Below are 18,735 nucleotides of genomic sequence, written 5' to 3'. Positions count from 1 at the left end.
GTTCCGGTCTGGCCTGCAAGTCGCGCCTTGCTGAAACTGAACCGATCAGTTTATAGTCGCTCTTCCAAGCAAAGGACGCCCATGACCACCACTACCAAAGCCGTCATCCGCACCGGACGCAAGTTCGAACAGGTCCTGCAGGGGGCGCGGCAGGTGTTCATGACCGACGGGTTCGAAGGCGCCAGCGTCGACGATATCGCCAAGGTCGCGGGCGTGTCCAAGGCGACGCTTTACAGCTATTTCCCTGACAAGCGGCTTTTGTTCATGGAAGTGGCGCGCTGCGAATGCGACAGGCAGGCCGACGAAGCGCTGGACCTGGCCGATTTCAACGCGCCGCCGCGCAAGATCCTGCACCTCGCCGGACAGAAGATGATCGAAATCCTCATCTCGGAGTTTTCGCAGCGCATCTTCCGGATCTGCGTCGGCGAATCCGAACGCTTCCCCGAACTGGGCCGCGAATTCTACCAGACCGGCCCGATGATGGGGCGGCAGCGGCTGGGCGACTACCTGCGCGGCAGCTGCGCCCGCGGCGAATTGCGGATCGAGGATTTCGATCTCGCCGCCGACCAGTTCATCGAACTGTGCAAGGTCGACATCTTCCCGCGCCTGATCTTCGGCATCGACACCGAATTTTCGAAAGATGAAATCGACCGGGTGGTGGACGGCGCGGTCGACATGTTCATGGCCCGCTACGGCGCCGAGGCCTGATTACCGGCCTCAATCCCGGCGCCGCACCATCAACTGGTTGCCGCCGGTCTTCTTGACTTCGAAAATCGGGAATTCGGCCACCAGGTCGCTCAGCTTCTTCTTGCCATAGCTGCGGACGTCGAAATCGGGATTGGCCTGGGTGATATACTGGCCCAGCTGGCCCAGCGTGTACCAGTCGTCTTCCTGCCCGATCGCATCCATCGCTTTCAGGATCAGGTCGCGCGCATCGGCCGATGCCGGCGCCTTCGAGACCGCCGCGCCGGCCTGCTGCGGCGCCTCGCCGATATTTTCCAGGAAGATGAAGCGGCGGCAGGCCTTGCGGAAGGCTTCGGGCGTCTTCTTGGCGCCGATGCCGTAGACGTTCAGCCCCTGTTCGCGGATGCGGCTGGCCAGGCGGGTGAAATCGCTGTCGCTCGACACCAGGACGAAGCCGTCGAAGCGACCCGAATGCAGCAGGTCCATCGCGTCGATCACCAGCGCAATGTCGCTGGCGTTCTTGCCCACCGTGTTGGCCGGCTGGTGATGCGGCACCAGACCGAATTCGGCCTGCACCTTGTTCCAGCCGCTCATCTGCTGGCTGGAAAAATCGCCATAGCAGCGCCGCACCGAGGCTTCGCCCAGCGTGGCGATTTCATCGAAAATGGCCTTGGTCCATTTCGGCGATGTGTTGTCGGCGTCGATCAGGACCGCCAGCAACTGGCTTGCGCTTTTGTCTTCCATCGGGGTCCTCCCATTCCGCTTTGTCAGTGTGCCACACTAGGGCAAAAACCGCCCGGCAGAAACCGATCGCTTTCCCGCAAAGAAAAACGGCGGCCCGGGGGGCCGCCGCGTTCCGCTATCAGCTACCTGATCAGTATTCCACCACGGCGCGGATCGACTTGCCCTCATGCATCAGCTCGAAGCCGTGATTGATCTCCTCCAGCGTCAGCTTGTGGGTGATCATCGGGTCGATCTCGATCTTGCCGTCCATGTACCAGTCGACGAATTTCGGCACATCGGTGCGGCCCTTGGCGCCGCCGAAGGCGGTGCCCTTCCAGACCCGGCCGGTGACCAGCTGGAACGGACGGGTGCCGATTTCGGCCCCCGCCGGCGCCACGCCGATGATCACCGACACGCCCCAGCCGCGATGCGAACATTCCAGCGCGTCGCGCATCACCTGCACGTTGCCGGTGGCGTCGAAGGAATAATCCACCCCGCCGATCTGGTCGGCGCCGCGCTTGGTCAGGTTGACGATCTGCTGCACCACCGGCACGTCCGATTTCGACGGGTTGACGAAATGGGTCATGCCAAATTTCTTCGCCATCTCGGCCTTGTCGTCGTTCAGGTCGACGCCGATGATCATGTCGCAGCCCGCCATGCGCAGGCCCTGGATCACGTTCAGACCGATGCCGCCCAGACCGAACACCGCCGCGGTCGACCCGATTTCGACCCCTGCGGTGTTGATCACCGCGCCGATGCCGGTGGTGACGCCGCAGCCGATATAGCAGATCTTGTCGAACGGCGCGTCTTCGCGCACCTTGGCCAGCGCGATTTCCGGCATCACGGTGTGATTGGCGAAGGTCGAGCAGCCCATGTAGTGATAGATCGGCGTGCCGTCGAGCATCGAGAAACGGGTGGTGCCGTCGGGCATCAGCCCCTTGCCCTGGGTTTCGCGGATCGCGGTGCACAGGTTGGTCTTGCCCGACAGGCAGGACGGGCATTCGCGGCACTCGGGCGTGTAAAGCGGAATGACGTGATCACCGGGCTTCAGCGTGGTGACGCCCTCGCCCACTTCCAGCACCACGCCCGCGCCCTCATGGCCGAGGATGCAGGGGAAAATCCCTTCCGGGTCGGCGCCTGAACGGGTGAATTCGTCGGTGTGGCACAGGCCGGTGGCCTTGATTTCGACCAGAACCTCACCCGCTTTCGGGCCTTCGAGGTTCACTTCCATCACTTGAAGCGGCTTGCCTGCTTCAAGTGCGACGGCTGCTGTAGTGCGCATCTCGCGTCCTCCAATAATTGCTGCGGGCAAACTGCCCCAGATACGGTGAAGGATCAACAAAAGCGTCTTCGATGGGGTCCATCGAATTTGTCGATGAACCAGGCCGGGCGCTTCGGATTGATCGATCCGTTCTCGGAGGCAACCTAGAGGACGCGGCGGGCGCGGCAAGGGTCAAACCCGACATCAAGCGGCGGATTGCGCCGCGGGGGGACGCCCGAGCGCGCGCTCGGGCAGTGCCCCGCCGCGCGCCGGGGCTTCCTCCGTCCGAATTCCGATGCTTAAAGCGCCTTCAGCCCGCCGATGGCGAAATCCGCCGCCAGTTCGGCATAGGCTTCGCGGCTCAGCCCCTTGCCCGGGCGGTGCCACATGTAGAACCAGTTCAGCACCGCGAAGACGCTCATCGTCGCGGCGCGCAAACGGTCGGGATCATCGCCCAGTTGCGGCGCTTCCTGCAGCACCGCGTCGGACATGGTTTCGACCAGCCGGCGCTGCGCCCCGATCAGCGGCACCTGCTTGTCCTCGGGCAGCACGCTCAGCGCGTCGAGCTGCAGCTTATGTTCGGCATCCGCATCGGCGTAGGCTTCCAGGATCACCCGGATCAGCCCGCGCATTCCCTCCGACCGCGCCGCTTCGACCACCTCGGCAAGCTCGGTCAGGTGTTCGTCCAGGATGTCGTAAAGCAGGTCTTCCTTCGACGCCCAGTAATGATAGATCAGCGCCTTCGACACGCCGCAGGATTTCGCCGCCCCGGTCATCGAGGCGCGGTCGAACCCATGCGTGGCGAAATAGGCGGCGGCGCCTTTTCTCAGCGCCGCCCGTTTTTCATCGTGATCGCGTGCCAGTCCGCGCGCCATTCAGCTCTCCTTGGGGCGGTTGTCGATGATCCGCACGGCCTTGCCTTCGCTGCGCACCACCTTGCCCGGCTCGGCCACGTTGACCTTGATCGAAATGCCCACGTTGGATTTGACCTTGCCCTTCAGGTCCTTGGCGGCGGTTTCGACGATATCGACCGACGCACCATCGGACAGTTCCACATGGACGGTCATTTCGTCCATCCGGTCGGGGCGTGCAAGTTCGATCTGGAAATGCGGCGCCAGGCCTTCGACGGTCATCAGCTGTTCCTCGATCTGGGTCGGGAACACGTTGACGCCGCGCAGGATGATCATGTCGTCGCTGCGCCCGGTGACCTTTTCCATCCGCCGCATGCTTCGCGCGGTGCCGGGCAACAGCCGGGTCAGGTCGCGGGTGCGGTAGCGGATGATCGGGAAGGCTTCCTTGCTCAGCGAGGTGAAGACCAGCTCGCCCAGCTCGCCATCGGGCAGGACCTCGCCGGTTTCCGGGTCGATCACTTCGGGGTAGAAGTGGTCTTCCCAGATATGCAGCCCGTCCTTGGTTTCGACGCATTCGTTCGCCACGCCGGGCCCGATCACTTCGGACAGGCCGTAGATGTCGACCGCGTGCATGTCGAAGGCGTCCTCGATCTCCAGCCGCATCGCGTTGGTCCAGGGTTCGGCGCCGAAAATCCCCACTTTCAGCGGGCTCTTGCGCGGGTCGAGCCCCTGCTTGGCGTATTCGTCGAGGATCGACAAAGCGTAGGACGGCGTCACGGTGATGCCGGTGGCGCCGAAATCCTCGATCACCCGCACCTGGCGTTGGGTCATGCCGCCCGATACCGGCACCACGGTCAGGCCCATCTGTTCGGCCCCGCCATGGATGCCCAAGCCCCCGGTGAACAGCCCGTAACCGTAAGCGTTGTGCAACACGTCGCCCGGCCGCAAGCCCGAGGCGCGCAAGGACCGGCCCACCACGCTGGCCCACATATCCAGGTCGTTCTTGGTGTAACCGACAACGGTCGGCTGCCCGGTGGTGCCCGACGACGCATGGATGCGCGCGATCTGCTGGCGCGGCACCGCGAACAGGCCGAAGGGATAGTTGTCGCGCAGGTCCTGCTTCACCGTGAAGGGAAACTTCGCCAGGTCCGACAGCGAATTCAGGTCGTCGGGATGCACCCCGGCCTTGTCGAAGCTTTCCTTGTAGAACGGCACGTTGTCATAGGCGTGTTTCAGCGACCATTTCATCCGCTGCAGCTGCAGCGCCGAAATTTCGTCGCGCGACGCGGTTTCGATATGTTCCAGATCGCCCGGTTTGGGTGACAGGTCTTCCATGTGAATTCCTCCCTTAACGCCGCCCTTCGGCAGGCGTCAGTCTTCCTCGAAATGCTGGCCCGAGATCTGCCGCGACAGCCCCCGGAACAGTGCAACCTTGCGGCCGTCCTCGCCGGTCACCACCACGTCGTAAACGCCCGACCGGCCGGTGCGCGACACTTCGGTCGCAGTGGCGGTCAGAAGCTCGCCGGCCTTGCCGGGGCTGAGATAGGTGATCGAATTTTGCTGCGCCACGACCAGCGTGTTGTAGCTGTTGCAGGCAAAGGCAAAGGCGCTGTCGGCCAGGGTGAAGATATAGCCGCCGTGGCAGATATGGTGCCCGTTCAGGTGCTCGTCGCGCACCCGCATGGTCATCACCGCCTCGCCCGGGGCGATATGGGTGATCTCCATCCCCAGAAATTGCGTCGCCTTGTCGGTCGACCACATCTGTTCGGCACTGCGCTCGGCGCGTTCTTGCGGCGTCATGGCTTTCCTCCTCGCTCCCGGGGCAACCCTGACACATAACCGACCGGTCGGTCAATAGTGTTGAAATCCTCTCCGCTTTGGCGCAGGATGCGCGCCAACAGGAGGAGCTGAATATGCTGAAACCCGAAAGCTACGCCGCCGGACGCTGGATCGCGCCGGGCGAAACCGCCACCACCATCATCGGCCCGGTCAGCGGTGAACCGATCGCCGTGGCGGGCGGCGCCGCGCTCGACATGCAAGAAATGCTGGATCACGCCCGTACCAAAGGCGGCCCGGCCCTGCGTGCGATGACCTTCCACGAACGCGCCAAGATGCTCAAGGCGCTGGCCACCTATCTGGATACCCGCAAGGAAGAACTTTACGCGCTCAACCCAGCAACCGGCGCCACCCGCCGCGACGGCGCAATCGACATCGACGGCGGCATCGGCACCATGTTCGTCTTCGCCTCCAAGGGGCGGCGCGAAATGCCCGACGGCCATGTCTATATCGACGGCGAGGTCGAACAGCTGTCGCGCAAGGGCACCTTCCTGGGCCAGCATATCGCGGTGCCGCTGCAGGGCGTCGCGGTGCATATCAACGCCTTCAACTTCCCGGTCTGGGGGATGCTGGAAAAGCTCGCCCCGACCCTGCTGGCGGGCGTCCCCGCCATCGTCAAACCGGCGACCCAGACCAGTTACCTGACCGAGGCCTGCTTCCGCATGATGATCGAATCGGGCCTGCTGCCCGAGGGCGCGGCGCAGCTGATCGTCGGGCGCACCGGCGACCTGCTGGACCGGCTGGGCGCGCAGGACGTGGTCAGCTTCACCGGTTCCGCCGACACCGCGACCATGCTGCGGTCGAACCCGAATCTGGTGAAGAACTCGACCCGGTTCCTGGCCGAACAGGACAGTCTGAACGCCGCGATCCTCGGCCCCGATGCCGATCCGGACAGCCCGGAATTCGCGCTGTTCATCAAGGAAGCGACCAGCGAAATCACCGCCAAGGCGGGGCAGAAATGTACCGCCATGCGCCGTCTGATCGTGCCCGAATCGCAGCTGGAAGCGGTGGCCAAGGCGCTGTCGGACAAGCTCGGCAATATCGTGCTGGGCGATCCCTCGTCCAAGGAAACCCGCATGGGCGCGCTGGCCTCGCTGGATCAGAAAGCGGACGTGCTGGAAAAGCTCGCCCAGCTCGCGCCGGAAACGCGTGTGATCTGCGGCGGCCCCGATGCGCTGTCGGACAACCTCGCGAACGGCGCCTTCCTGCCGCCGACCCTGCTGGCCTGCGACGATCCCGACGCGGCCACGGTGGTGCATTCGGTCGAAGCCTTCGGCCCGGTGTCCACCCTGCTGCCCTATCGCGACCTGGCCCATGCCGCCGAGCTGGCCAATCGCGGCGGCGGGTCGCTGGTCAGCTCGCTGTTCACCAATGAACCGCAGGTCGCGCGCGACGTCACGCTGAGCAGCGCCGCCTGGCACGGCCGCATCTACATCAACGGCCGCGCCTCGGCCGACGAATCGACCGGCCACGGTTCGCCCCTGCCCCACATGGTCCACGGCGGCCCCGGCCGCGCGGGCGGCGGCGAGGAACTGGGCGGCGTGCGCGGCGTGCTGCATTACATGCAACGCACCGCGATCCAGGGCAGCCCCGACATGATCAGCGCCATCACCGGCACCTGGATCAAGGGCGCGGCGGAAACCACCGGGCCGCAGCACCCGTTCCAGCGCACCTTCGATGAGATCGTCATCGGTGAAACCCTCCACACCGATCCGCGCACGGTCACGCTCGACGATATCGAACATTTCGCCCATTTCACCGGCGACACCTTCTATGCCCACATGGACGAAGAAGCGGCCAAGGCGAACCCGTTCTTTCCCGGCCGGGTCGCGCATGGCTACCTGCTGCTGTCCTTCGCGGCGGGGCTCTTCGTGCAGCCCGATCCGGGTCCGGTTCTGGCCAATACCGGCCTCAATGGCCTGTCCTTCCAGAAACCGGTCAGCCCCGGCGACAGCATCAAGGTCCGCCTGACCTGCAAGCGCAAGACCAAGCGCACCGACGCCTATGGCGAGGTCGCCTGGAACGTGACGCTGACCAACCAGGACGGTGATCAGGTCGCCGAATACGAACTGCTGACCATGGTCAGCTACGAGCGCTGAGGCGCGACAAAGAACAACGCTGGCCGGGCCGTTCAGGCCCGGCCACCCCCCGCCCCGGCCCAAACCCCTTGATTTGCGCCCGCTTTGGCGCAAATCTGTCTGTATGACGGTGCAGAACCCCACGCCCTTTCCCAGACAGGGCATTCCCGAACAAGTCGCCTTCGACCGCAAGGAACTGGGCATCATCCTCGGCCTTTACGGCCGCATGGTCGCCGCCGGCGAATGGCGCGATTACGGCATTTCCTGCCTGCGCGACATGGCGGTGTTCTCGATCTTCCGCCGCACCGCCGAAAACCCGCTCTACCGGATCGAAAAACGCCCCAAGCTGCGCAACAAGCAGGGGCAGTATTCGGTCGTCGGCATCGACGGGCAGGTGCTCAAACGCGGCCAGGACCTGAAATCGGTGCTGCGGGTGCTGGAACGCAAGCTGATCCGCGCGGTGGAATGAACCCAAGCCGTTTCGAAACGGCTTGAAAGTGCCTTCAAAGGCGCTTGAGCAAGGATTTTCGAAAATCCTTGCCCCTCAAACCCGAAACGGCGCTTAGCCTTCGCCCTGCGCCCCTTTCGGCTTCGGTAACCGGCGATGCGCCGTCACCGGCCCGTCGCCCTGTTGCTCGATCCGCACGATCGCGGCCTCCAAATCCTCATAGGCCACCGTCATCGTATAGGCATTGGCATGCAGGATCTGCCCGCGCCCGGCGACCAGCGCCACATGGCCTTTCCAGAACAACAGATCGCCGCGCCGCGGCTTGGTCCCTGCGGGCAGCAACCGGCCCAGACCGGCCTCCTGCTGATCGCTGTCGCCGGGGCAATCGATGCCGCAGGCCAGGCAGGCCGCCTGCACCAGCCCGGAACAATCGATGCCCCAGATGCTGTTGCCGCCCCACAGATAGGGAACGCCGATATAGCCCTCGGCCTCTTCCACCAGGTCCGAGCCAAAATGATCCTGCGGCTGGACATGCTGCAGCGGGACATAGCCCTCGGCCAGCACCAAAAACCCGTCCTCTTCGCCGGTGGCCCGCAGCTTCGACCCCAGGCTCAGCGACAGCCGCTCGGGCGATTTGAAATGCGGTGCCGAATAGACATGGGTCGAGCGCGCGGTGACCTTGTGGGTGGTCGGGCGGCGATCCTCCAGGTCCTGTGCCCGCAGGTACCCGACATAGCCGTCGCGTTCGCATTGCACGAAGGCCCAGCCGTCGCGCGATTCGAATCGCTGCACCGCCTCGCCCATCACCAGCTGCCGCTCGCGCCGCCCCAGCGGCGCGTTCAGCATATCGACCACCGCGCGCGCCACCAGCCGCCTTTCGCCCTCGGTGTAAAGCGGGGCCTCGACCTGCCCGCGCAAGGATGCGGCGGCCACCCGCGAATTGGCCGGGATCAGACGTTTGTCCATTGTCTTACAGCCCCAAAACGCCCGGCAACGCCTCCAGCAGCGCCCGCGCGCCCATGCCGACGCCGCCCTTGGGCCGCCCCGGCGCCGGTTTCGGCTGCCAGCCATAGATATCGAAATGGGTGTACCGCGCCTTGTCCCCGGCGAAGCGGCGCAGGAACAGCGCCGCTGTGATCGAACCGGCGAAGCCGCCCGACGGCGCGTTGTCCAGATCGGCGATGCCCGGTTCGATATCCTTTTCGTAGGGGTCCCAGAACGGCATCCGCCAGACCGGATCGGCCACCTTGCGCGCGGCCGCATCCAGCGCCGCAGCGATCGCATCGTCATCGGTGAAATAAGGCGCCAGGTCCGGCCCCACCGCGACCCGCGCCGCGCCGGTCAGGGTGGCCATCGACAGCATCAGGTCCGGCTCGCCCTCGGCGCCATAGGCCAGCGCGTCGGCCAGCACCAACCGGCCCTCGGCGTCGGTATTGTTGATTTCCACCGTCAGCCCCTTGCGCGACATCAGGATATCCTGCGGCCGGAAGGAATTGCCCGACACGGCGTTTTCCACCGCCGGGATCAGCACCTGCAGCCGGATCGGCAGGCCAAGCGCCATGATCATATGGGCCAGCCCCAGAACCGTGGCGGCGCCGCCCATATCCTTCTTCATCAGCCCCATGCTGGCGCCCGGTTTCAGGTTCAGCCCGCCGGTATCGAAACACACGCCCTTGCCCACCAGGGTCAGCTTCGGGCCGCTCTCGCCCCAGGTCAGTTCGATCAGGCGCGGGTCCTCGTCGCTGGCCCGGCCGACCGCGTGGATCATCGGGAAATTACGGTCCAGCAGGTCCTCGCCCAGCACCACCGCGAAGCGCGCGCCATGCTCGGCGGCCAGCTGCGCCGCCGCCGCTTCCAAGGCTTCCGGCCCCATGTCGCAGGCGGGCGTGTTGATCAGGTCGCGGGTCAGGCATTCGCCGGCCGCGATGATTTCCAGCTTCGCCGCATCGACCCCCTCGGGCGGCAGCAGAAGCGCCTTGGCGCCGCCATTGCCGGCATAGCGATCGAAGGCATAGGCCGCCAGCAGCCAGCCCAACGCCTCTTCCTCGGCCTTCTCGGCGGGCAGACCCGAAGCAATCTCATAAGCCCCGTCGGGCAGCGACGGCACCGCGGCGGCCAGGTGGAACCGACCGCGCTTGCGCTCCGCCTCAGAGCCGTAACCGATCAGCACCGCCTCGGGCATGCCCTCGGGTCCGGGGATCAACAGGGTCTTGCCGATCGCGGGCTTGAAGCCGCTGCCATGCACCCAGGTCTGGACCCGGGCGGGCTGCCGGTCGATCCAATCCTGCAACGCATGTTTGTCGACCACATGCACGGGGATCGGGGCTTCGCTGGAATTGGCAAATCGGGGCGTCATCGGATCGGGCCTTTCTGTCGGATCGTCCGCCATAGCCTACGCCAACCATCGCCGCCTGCAAGGGGATCAGACCGAAAGATCCTGCAATTCCCACAGCTCCGACACCGACCGTTCCCCGATCCGCAAAAGCCGCGCCATCGTCGCCGCCAGCGCCGCCGGATCGTCGCGGTCCAGACACAGCAGAACATTGTCCGCCGCCTCGGCCAGCGACACCATGCCGATCCGTTCGGAAATCACGATCTGCGAACGCAGGTTGCGGCGCATCTCGGCCCGCGCGCCGATCTGGTACAGCCGCTGGCATTTGCCCATCCGCAGCACCAGGGCCTCCGCCGCGCGGGCGATCACATCCTCCGCGCCGCTGTCGCCGAAGCGGCGAGAAAGCTCCGACAACCGGTCCCGGTTCATCCGGACACCTTCCTCCGGCGTCAGAAAAACGACCTGTTTCATGCTGGCATTCCCGGACATCGACGCCTCCCGCAGGGGCAGGTTAGGCTGCGACAGGTTCTTAAAAGGTTGAGGCTTTCGTTGTTTTCCCTCGAAAGCTGCTTAAATCCGCGCTAATGACCCCCGCTAATGACCCCGTCGCAACGACGCAAACGCAAGGAAAATGACATGCAAAATGCCAAACCCCTGCCCAGCTACCTGGTCCAGCGCTATCAAGGCTGGAAAGCAACCTCCTACAAGGAAAACGAAAGCTGGTACCGCCGATTGGCGGAAGAGGGGCAGCACCCGCGCGCCATGGTCATTTCCTGCTGCGATTCGCGGGTCCACGTGACCTCGATCTTCGGCGCCGATCAGGGCGAATTCTTCATCCACCGTAACATCGCCAACCTGGTGCCGCCCTATGAACCCGATGGCGACCGGCACGGCACCTCGGCCACCGTCGAATACGCGGTGACCGCGCTGAAGGTCGCCCATATCGTGGTGATGGGCCATTCCAGCTGCGGCGGTGTGCAGGGCTGCCATGACATGTGCTCCGGCAAGGCGCCCGAGCTGGAGGAGAAATCTTCCTTCGTGGGCCGCTGGATGGACATCCTGCGCCCCGGCTACGAGAAGGTGAAGCACATCGAAGACGAAAGCGAACGCAAACGCGCACTGGAAAAGGAAGCGGTGCTGACCTCGCTGGCAAACCTGATGACCTTCCCCTTCGTGCAGCAGGCGGTCGAGGGCGGCCAGCTGTCGCTGCACGGCGTCTGGCACAATATCGGCGAAGGCAGCCTGGAACATTACCTGCCCGAGGAAGGCGTGTTCAAAGCGGTCTGACGCTGCCGTTCATGCGATCTTAACCATGCGTCCACAGGCTGGACGCATGGCCATGACTCCCGTCGAACTCAAACTCCATCCTGAAATGCTGCGCGCCGCGGCGGCGCTGGCGCGCGACCGCGACATCACCGTGGGGCAACTGGTGCGCGACCTGCTGGCGCGCGAGATTTCCAAGGCAAGACAAGCGAGGCCGCCCAGCCGGGCGGATGAGCGGCTCGTCGCTCCCTTGCGGGCGCGACTCGCGCCGATCCTGGCCAAGGCCGAAACCTGGGACGAAATGCAAAGGGCGCTTGCCGCACATGACTTTGCATTGCGCGCCGCCGGCGGCGGGCTGGCGCTGCATACGCTGCGCGGTAATCGCCGCGTCTGCAAGGCGTCCGAACTCGGCTTCAGCTATCTCAAACTGATGCGCCGTCTCAACGCGCCCTTTCCCGGCCACCCGCATCACTGGCTGTCGCCGTCAAACCCGCCCGCGCGACACTGACCCGGCTCAGCGCAGTTCCATGTCCTGCGGCCACTGAATCCGGTGGCTCAGCTCGATCTGCCGCGACGCGCCCGGCGCGATGTCGAAATCCCAGGCCAAAACGCCCTTCTTGTCGTCAACATCGGTGACGCTCGGCGTCGGCCGCGCCTGCCAGGTGATCACCAGGTCTTCCTGCTCGGAATAGGGCACCCGGTCCAGCACCCGCACCGGCCAGGCCCGCCCGGTCAGGTTCTCCACCTCGATCCTGGCGGTTTCCTTCTCCTCGTTGGACTTGCTCAGGATGCCGGTATCGCCCTCGTTGCGGGTCACCACGCGGCTGACCTGCAGCCCGTCGATCGCCCCGAAGGGCAGCCTGGCCTCGGCCCCCGCCGCCACCTGGTCGGTCGCCATCGATCCGACATATTCACCCTCAAGGAACAGCTGCGTCGCCTGCGTCGGCAACAGCAGCTCACCCGACCCGTTGGTGAACCCCGCGGTCAGGAAGGCGGTGCTGTCCCACAGCGGCGCGGCGACCGCCTTGATCTCCGGCGCGAAGTCCAGCGCGCCGAGCGCGATCCGCACCCCGTCGGCGCCCGAGGCCAGCGACACCGGCTTGGGATAGGCGTAGTTGAAGATCAGCCCGTGAAAGGACATCACGCGCGCTTCCTCGATCATCGGCTCGGGCGCCGCCATCGGCGCCTCGGCCATGTCCATCGCCAGGCTGCGCTTCAGCACCGGCTGGAACGGTTCCTCGATCCGGCGCCGCCAGGGATGCACCTCGCTCGGTTCGAACTGGCCGCTGGGTTCGCTGGTCGACAGGGTCAGCGCCACGTCGTCCCAGTTTTCGCCCGACCCCTGCCAGATCATTGCGCCACGATCCAGCCGCAGCCCCGGCGCATCGCCAAGCGACAGATAGGCGTCGTTGACCGCCGCCCAGCCGGCGTCGCGGGTGAAATAGGTCACGCTCAGCACGCCCTCGGTCGCGGCCTCGGCGCTGACCGACACCTCGACAAGGTTGTAATCGTCACCGCCGGTTTCCAGCGCCGCCAGCGCCTGGCGCGCCTCGTCCAGCGCCTGTTGCAGATCGTCGATCTCGCGGTCGACCAGCCGCGCCTTGGCCTCGGCCTCCAGCACCGCCTGCCGCGCGGCCAGGGTTTCCTCGCCCACCATCCGCGCCATGTCGCGCAGGGTTTCCGCCGACACGCCGTCCAGCGTTTCGCCCTGGCCCAGCTGTTTCAGGAACCCGATCCGCGTCTCGGCTGCGTCCCGCGCCAGCCGCAGCGCCGCCGCCTCGTCCTGCTTGCCGCGCAGCGCATCCTCGGCCCGCTCGACCTCGGCCCGCGCGGCCTTCACCACGTCACTGTCCTGATCGCCCCGCGGCGGCACGAAATCCTCGCGCATCGTCACGCTGCCCATCCGCGCGCCCTCGACCTTGGCCCGCACCATGTCCAGCAGCGCCGTATCCGGCAGGTCCAGCAGCCGCAGCCGGTGTTCGCCGGCAGGAACTGAATAAGCGGCCACCCGGGTCACCTTGGCCCCTTCGGGATAGACGGTCACATCGGTGATCCGGCTGTCGACGCGGATCACATCGGCCGCGGCGGCCAGCGGGATCAGGGCAAAAGCGGGGATGACACAGATGGCGGCAAAACGGTGCATGAAATTCCTCCCGGTAAAATCAGTTGCCCAACATTTCGCCGAATGGGTGCAAAACACAAGAGGGCGCCCAAGGGGCGCCCTCCGTGACCTCAGCTTTGGGCGGAAATCAGCCCTTCTTGAGAACCTCGCGGCCCAGCAGCTCGGCGATCTGAACCGCGTTCAGCGCCGCGCCCTTGCGCAGGTTGTCGGACACGCACCACAGGTTCAGACCGTTGTCGATGGTCGAATCCTGGCGGATGCGGCTGATGAAGGTGGCGAAATCGCCAACGCATTCGACCGGCGTCACGTAGCCACCGTCTTCGCGCTTGTCGATCACCATGATGCCCGGCGCCTCGCGCAGGATGTCGCGCGCCTCGTCCTCGTCGAGGAAGTCCTCGAACTCGATGTTGATCGCCTCGGAATGGCCGACAAACACCGGCACCCGAACGCAGGTCGCGGTCAGCTTGATCGACGGATCGACGATCTTCTTGGTTTCGGCCACCATCTTCCATTCTTCCTTGGTCGACCCGTCGTCGAGGAAGACGTCGATATGCGGAATCACGTTGAAGGCGATCTGCTTGGGATACACCTTCGGTTCCACTTCCTGACCCGGCACATACATGCCCTTGGTCTGGTTCCACAGCTCATCGATCGCCTCTTTGCCCGAACCGGACACCGACTGATAGGTCGACACCACGACGCGCTTGATCTTGGCGCGGTCGTGCAGCGGCTTCAGCGCCACGACCATCTGCGCGGTTGAACAGTTCGGGTTGGCGATGATGTTCTTCTTGGCATAGCCGTGGATCGCCTGCGGGTTCACTTCCGGCACGATCAGCGGGATATCCGGGTCATAGCGGTAGAGCGACGAGTTATCGATCACCACGCAACCGGCAGCGGCCGCTTTCGGGGCATATTTCTTGGTCGCCTCGGAGCCCACGGCGAACAGCGCCATGTCCCAGCCGGTGAAATCGAAAGTGTCGAGGTCCTTTGTCTTAAGTGTCTCATCGCCAAAGCTAACTTCTGTGCCGAGAGATTTGCGGCTTGCCAGCGCGACAATCTCATCGACGGGGAACTGGCGTTCGGCCAGGATGTTCAGCATTTCGCGGCCCACATTGCCCGTGGCGCCGACTACAGCGACTTTATAGCCCATTTTGGGTCGTCTCCTTTCCTTAAGACGACGTGCACATACATGAGCGCCCCAAGGAAATAAAGGGGATTCGCGTCAATCCGTGCGGTCGCGGCAAAACAGATAGGGTAACAAACCCGCGATCAGCAACGCCGCGAAAAATCCGAACAGCGCGCCATAGGGCGCTGCCGCCGTTCCGGCCCCTTCCGCCACCGCCGCGTGCAGCCGACCGGTGACCACCTGGAAAATCCCGACCCCGCCGATGGCAAAGAGGTTCATCAGCGTCACGCCGCGCCCGACAAGGTGGTCGGGCACGAAACTGCGCCCATGCGCCATGATCATCGGGTAGCTGGCGCCGAAGAACCCTACCGCCGCGCACAGCGCCACCGACAGCCACGCATGCCCCGCGGGCAGCGCCCACAGCCCCGCCAGCGCCACCATCGCCGCCGCGTTGCCGCCGAAGATCACCCATTTGCGCGTCCCCAGCAGCCGGTCCAGCGGGCCATAGGCGAAGGTGCCCAGGATCATCGCAACGCCCATGATCAGGGTGACATTGCCGATCGCCGTGGTGTCGAAGCCGAACACATCGGCCATATAGGGCCCGATCCACAAGCCCCGCAGCCCCGCCGCCGGGGCATATTGCACCAGCGTCAGCGGGAAGATCAGCCAAAGGGCGGGCATCTTCAGCAGGTCCAGAACCGACCCGCGCAGATCATGCACCACCCGTTCGGGGTCCTTCACCGTGACCAGCAATCCAACCGCAACCACGCCGCTGACCGCCGCCAGCCCGAACAGGGTGCCGCGCCAGCCGAACGTCTCGGCCGCCATCGCCATCGGAAGCGCGCCCAGCAGGTTGCCCAGGCTGCCCACCCCCAGCAGCACCGCCGCCAGCGTGGCGAAGACCGCCGCCGGATAGACCCGTGCGAAGATGAAATAGCTCGCCATCAGCACCGGCGAACACCCGATGCCAAGCAGCACCATCGCCACCGAGATATGCGCAGGCGTCGTCGCCAAGCCGAACAAAGCCGCGCCCCCCGCGCCGCCGATCAGCAGCAGGATGCCGGCGGTGCGGCGCGGCCCGATCCGGTCCAATGCCTCACCCACCGGGATCTGCATCAGGGCGAAGGCCAGGAACCACAGGCCCGATGCATTGGCCAGATCCTCGGCGCTGGCGCCCACATCGGTCTTCAGCGCCTCGGTCAATACCGCCAGAAACGACCTGTAAAACTGGCTCAGCACATAAGCCGCGCAAAGCAGCGCCAATCCGACCCGCATCTCATTCCTCCCTCAGACCGGGCCAGCTAGGGCAAAACCGCCCCGCCCGGCAAGCCCCGAACCATGCGTTACCGCATGGTGGGATCAGATGCAGCGCCCGCCATCGACCTCCATCGCGACGCCGGTGACCATACTGGCCTCGTCCGAACACAGAAAACAGGCGGCGTTGCCCATGTCCTCGGGGGTGGAAAACCGGCCCAGCGGGATGGTGGACAGGAATTTCTCGCGCATCTCCGGCGTATCCTCGCCCATGAAGGACGGCAGCAGCGGCGTTTCCCCCGCCACCGGGCAGATCGCGTTGACCCGGATGCCCGCAGGCGCCAGTTCCACCGCCATCGCCTTGGTCGCGGTGATCATCCATCCCTTCGAGGCGTTGTACCAGTTCAACCGCGGCCGCGGGCTGATCCCGGCGGTGGAGGCCACGTTCAGGATCGCCCCCTTGCCCGCCTGCTTCATCACCGGCACGAAATGGCGCGCCATCAGGTAGACGGATTTGCAGTTCACCGCGAAGACCCGGTCGAAATCCGCCTCGCTCACATCCTCCATCAGCGTCGGCAGATGGGTGATCCCGGCATTGTTGACCAGGATGTCGGGCGTGCCCAGTTCCGCCTTCGCATCCGCCGCCATGTTGGCGACGCTGCCATTTTGCGACACGTCCACGTGATAGGCGATGCCGCCGATATCCCCGGCCACTTCTTGCGCCAGGTCGATATTCAGGTCCGCCACCATCACCCGCGCGCCCTCGGCCGCGAATTTGCGCGCGATCCCGGCGCCGAACCCCGATGCGCCGCCGGTAACGATGGCGCTCTTGCCCTTGAGTCTCATCTTTTCCCTCCCGCTATTGCTGCGCCCAGTCGGCCAGCAGCTCCTCGACCATGCGCTGGCGTCTGGAAATGAATTCCGGCGCGGTCCAGTCGGTGCCCCGGCCAAAGCGCGGATCACCCGCCCCGGTGATCACCACCGGCGGCAGGCCGAACTGATCCGCCGTCACGTCCAGGATCAAACCGCCGCTTTCCACCCAGGCATGGCCCTTCCAGCCCTCGGAGGTCAGGAACCCTTTGCGCCCCTCTGCCGGGTGGCCCGCCGCGAATTCCGCCGGGTAACCGTTGTCCTGCAACACCCGGCTCAGGAACAGGCTGGACCGGCCGCAGGTGCCCTGACTCGGGGTGACCATCTTCGGGCAGCCCTGGCTCCGCAGCCACGCCGTCCAGCGCGGTTCCAGGAATTGCCGCACCCGCCCGGTCAGATCGCGCAAGCGCGCGTCGACCACGACCGTCGCGATCCCCTGTCTGCCTCCCCCCATAGCAACCGCCCCCGCTGTTACTCTGTTCCAATGCAGCGCCCCAGCCTGACCGGGGGTCACCGCTTGCATATCGGAGCAAAACCATGCTCCAGTCCCGTTACGGTTCCAATACCGTAGGATCACGGTGACACATGCACGACCTCGACCAACTTGCCTTCGAAAACGCGCCGATGGGTTTGGCGCTGACCGAACACCGGGTGATCCGGGCCTGCAACGACACGTTCGCACAAATGTTCGGATTCGAGAAATCGCAGCTTCTGGGGCAAAGCTTCCGGCTGCTTTACGGCACCGACCAGGAATTCCACCAGATCCGCGATATCGGGCTGGAACCGCTGAAACAGGACCTGCCCTATAGCGACGAACGTCTGATGCTGACCGCCGATGGCGGCCATCTGTGGTGCCGCTTCCGCGCCCGCACCCTGACCCCCGAGGACCCGCTGGCGCGCATCGTGCTGAGCTTCACCCCGATCGACAACACCCCCGCCGGGCCCAGCCTGACCCCGCGCGAACGCGAGGTGCTGACCTGGCTGTCGCGCGGCCGCACCAGCAAGGAAATCGCCCAGCTGCTGGAATTGTCGCCGCGCACCATCGAAGACGTGCGCGCGCGGCTGTTGCGCAAATTCAAGGTGAAAAACGTGGCCGTCCTGCTGGCCCGGCTGTCGGGTTTCGGCGAAGGCGGAACGGCCTGAGGCGGCGCATTGCGTTTGCGCCGCCCCTCTGTCTGCTTGGGCTGATCAGCCCTTAACGGCTTCGCGGATCGCCCGCATGTTGTCGCCATAGGGCGCCGGGTTTTCCACCGACCCGCCCTTGAACACCGCCGACCCGGCGACCAGAACGTCGGCCCCGGCTTCCACCACCAGCGGGGCGGTTTCCGGCGTCACGCCGCCGTCGATTTCGATATGGATCGGCCGGTCGCCGATCATCGCGCGCAGCTTGCGCACCTTCTCGATCTGGCTGTGGATGAACTTCTGCCCGCCGAAGCCGGGGTTCACGGTCATCACGCAGACCAGGTCCACCATGTCCAAGAGGTAGTCGATATCTTCCACGCCCGTGCCCGGGTTCAGCGCCAGCCCAGCCTTGCAGCCCGCGCCGCGGATCGCCTGCAGCGTGCGGTGGATATGCGGCCCGGCTTCCAGATGCGCGGTCAGAACGTCGGCGCCGGCCTCGGCAAAGGCCTCGATATAGGGATCGACCGGCGAAATCATCAGGTGCACGTCCATCACCGTGTTGATGTGCTTGCGGATCGCGGCGCAGAGCGGCGGGCCGAAGGTCAGGTTCGGCACGAAATGCCCGTCCATCACGTCCACGTGCACCCAGTCGCAGCCCTGCGCCTCGATGGCTTCGATTTCCTTGCCGAAATTGGCGAAATCGGCGGACAGGATCGACGGCGCGATCTTGAGGGAACGGTCGAAAGTCATGTCTGTTTCTCCGGT

General features: G+C 65.1%; 20 protein-coding genes. 6 read left to right on the top strand and 14 right to left on the bottom strand.

What is annotated here, in order from left to right; all coding sequences use genetic code 11:
• Positions 1 to 81: 81 nt before the first annotated feature.
• Positions 82 to 708, top strand: a complete 627-nt coding sequence (locus GR167_RS09805; RefSeq protein WP_160973280.1) for a TetR/AcrR family transcriptional regulator — start codon at positions 82 to 84, stop codon at positions 706 to 708.
• A 9-nt stretch (positions 709 to 717) separates the two neighbouring features.
• Here the strand turns inward: GR167_RS09805 and GR167_RS09800 are convergent, their stop codons facing one another.
• From GR167_RS09800 to paaI, 5 genes are all read right to left on the bottom strand, one after another.
• Positions 718 to 1,428 (bottom strand): NYN domain-containing protein, encoded by a 711-nt coding sequence (locus GR167_RS09800; RefSeq protein WP_160973279.1) that lies wholly within the window; start codon positions 1,426 to 1,428, stop codon positions 718 to 720.
• 130 nt (positions 1,429 to 1,558) lie between these two features.
• The gene (locus GR167_RS09795) at positions 1,559 to 2,689 is read right to left on the bottom strand and encodes an S-(hydroxymethyl)glutathione dehydrogenase/class III alcohol dehydrogenase (RefSeq protein ID WP_160973278.1); all 1,131 of its coding nucleotides are present in this window, start codon (positions 2,687 to 2,689) and stop codon (positions 1,559 to 1,561) included.
• Between the two features lie 278 nt (positions 2,690 to 2,967).
• Complete coding sequence (locus GR167_RS09790) at positions 2,968 to 3,543, bottom strand: TetR/AcrR family transcriptional regulator (RefSeq protein ID WP_160973277.1); 576 nt, start codon at positions 3,541 to 3,543, stop codon at positions 2,968 to 2,970.
• Positions 3,544 to 4,854, bottom strand: a complete 1,311-nt coding sequence (gene paaK / locus GR167_RS09785) for a phenylacetate--CoA ligase PaaK (RefSeq protein ID WP_160973276.1) — start codon at positions 4,852 to 4,854, stop codon at positions 3,544 to 3,546.
• 36 nt (positions 4,855 to 4,890) lie between these two features.
• Positions 4,891 to 5,319, bottom strand: coding sequence for a hydroxyphenylacetyl-CoA thioesterase PaaI (gene paaI, locus GR167_RS09780; protein WP_160973275.1), 429 nt, complete (start codon positions 5,317 to 5,319; stop codon positions 4,891 to 4,893).
• A 113-nt stretch (positions 5,320 to 5,432) separates the two neighbouring features.
• Here paaI and paaZ point away from each other — a divergent pair, with 113 nt between their 5' ends.
• Entirely contained in the window at positions 5,433 to 7,454 is a 2,022-nt protein-coding gene (gene paaZ / locus GR167_RS09775) for a phenylacetic acid degradation bifunctional protein PaaZ (RefSeq protein WP_370741284.1), read from the top strand.
• A 103-nt stretch (positions 7,455 to 7,557) separates the two neighbouring features.
• Positions 7,558 to 7,902, top strand: a complete 345-nt coding sequence (locus GR167_RS09770; RefSeq protein WP_160973274.1) for a DUF2794 domain-containing protein — start codon at positions 7,558 to 7,560, stop codon at positions 7,900 to 7,902.
• 93 nt (positions 7,903 to 7,995) lie between these two features.
• On the opposite strand, the gene GR167_RS09765 is transcribed toward GR167_RS09770, so the two are convergent.
• The 3 genes from GR167_RS09765 to GR167_RS09755 all read right to left on the bottom strand — a co-directional run bounded on the left by GR167_RS09765 (position 7,996) and on the right by GR167_RS09755 (position 10,684).
• On the bottom strand, positions 7,996 to 8,847 hold the full coding sequence (locus tag GR167_RS09765) for a C40 family peptidase (protein ID WP_160973273.1): 852 nt from the start codon (positions 8,845 to 8,847) through the stop codon (positions 7,996 to 7,998).
• A gap of 4 nt (positions 8,848 to 8,851) precedes the next feature.
• Positions 8,852 to 10,237: a leucyl aminopeptidase family protein gene (locus GR167_RS09760; protein WP_160973272.1), complete on the bottom strand. Its 1,386-nt coding sequence runs from the start codon at positions 10,235 to 10,237 to the stop codon at positions 8,852 to 8,854.
• A gap of 66 nt (positions 10,238 to 10,303) precedes the next feature.
• The gene (locus GR167_RS09755; RefSeq protein WP_160973271.1) at positions 10,304 to 10,684 is read right to left on the bottom strand and encodes a hypothetical protein; all 381 of its coding nucleotides are present in this window, start codon (positions 10,682 to 10,684) and stop codon (positions 10,304 to 10,306) included.
• Positions 10,685 to 10,849: 165 nt separating this feature from the next.
• Between GR167_RS09755 and GR167_RS09750 the strand changes: the two genes are divergently transcribed.
• Together GR167_RS09750 and GR167_RS20125 are read left to right on the top strand one after the other, a co-directional pair.
• Entirely contained in the window at positions 10,850 to 11,500 is a 651-nt protein-coding gene (locus GR167_RS09750) for a carbonic anhydrase (protein ID WP_160973270.1), read from the top strand.
• Between the two features lie 46 nt (positions 11,501 to 11,546).
• On the top strand, positions 11,547 to 11,984 hold the full coding sequence (locus GR167_RS20125) for a hypothetical protein (protein WP_212769926.1): 438 nt from the start codon (positions 11,547 to 11,549) through the stop codon (positions 11,982 to 11,984).
• Between the two features lie 6 nt (positions 11,985 to 11,990).
• Here the strand turns inward: GR167_RS20125 and GR167_RS09745 are convergent, their stop codons facing one another.
• The 5 genes from GR167_RS09745 to GR167_RS09725 all read right to left on the bottom strand — a co-directional run bounded on the left by GR167_RS09745 (position 11,991) and on the right by GR167_RS09725 (position 17,302).
• Positions 11,991 to 13,619 (bottom strand): DUF4139 domain-containing protein, encoded by a 1,629-nt coding sequence (locus GR167_RS09745; RefSeq protein ID WP_160973269.1) that lies wholly within the window; start codon positions 13,617 to 13,619, stop codon positions 11,991 to 11,993.
• Between the two features lie 106 nt (positions 13,620 to 13,725).
• Entirely contained in the window at positions 13,726 to 14,748 is a 1,023-nt protein-coding gene (locus GR167_RS09740; protein WP_160973268.1) for an aspartate-semialdehyde dehydrogenase, read from the bottom strand.
• Between the two features lie 72 nt (positions 14,749 to 14,820).
• A complete protein-coding gene (locus GR167_RS09735; RefSeq protein WP_160973267.1) occupies positions 14,821 to 15,999 on the bottom strand; it encodes an MFS transporter in 1,179 nt (392 codons plus the stop codon).
• 84 nt (positions 16,000 to 16,083) lie between these two features.
• Positions 16,084 to 16,824, bottom strand: a complete 741-nt coding sequence (locus tag GR167_RS09730; protein ID WP_160973266.1) for an SDR family oxidoreductase — start codon at positions 16,822 to 16,824, stop codon at positions 16,084 to 16,086.
• Positions 16,825 to 16,837: 13 nt separating this feature from the next.
• Positions 16,838 to 17,302 carry a hypothetical protein gene (locus GR167_RS09725; RefSeq protein ID WP_160973265.1) on the bottom strand — a complete coding sequence of 155 codons (465 nt, stop codon included), beginning with the start codon at positions 17,300 to 17,302 and terminating at the stop codon, positions 16,838 to 16,840.
• Positions 17,303 to 17,433: 131 nt separating this feature from the next.
• Here GR167_RS09725 and GR167_RS09720 point away from each other — a divergent pair, with 131 nt between their 5' ends.
• On the top strand, positions 17,434 to 17,991 hold the full coding sequence (locus tag GR167_RS09720) for a PAS and helix-turn-helix domain-containing protein (protein ID WP_160973264.1): 558 nt from the start codon (positions 17,434 to 17,436) through the stop codon (positions 17,989 to 17,991).
• 45 nt (positions 17,992 to 18,036) lie between these two features.
• On the opposite strand, the gene rpe is transcribed toward GR167_RS09720, so the two are convergent.
• Positions 18,037 to 18,720, bottom strand: a complete 684-nt coding sequence (gene rpe / locus GR167_RS09715; RefSeq protein WP_160973263.1) for a ribulose-phosphate 3-epimerase — start codon at positions 18,718 to 18,720, stop codon at positions 18,037 to 18,039.
• Positions 18,721 to 18,735 lie beyond the last annotated feature (15 nt).

The organism is Thalassovita mangrovi, assembly GCF_009857745.1.
Classification (GTDB): domain Bacteria; phylum Pseudomonadota; class Alphaproteobacteria; order Rhodobacterales; family Rhodobacteraceae; genus Thalassobius; species Thalassobius mangrovi.
This window is presented reverse-complemented; position numbering and strand designations above follow the sequence as displayed.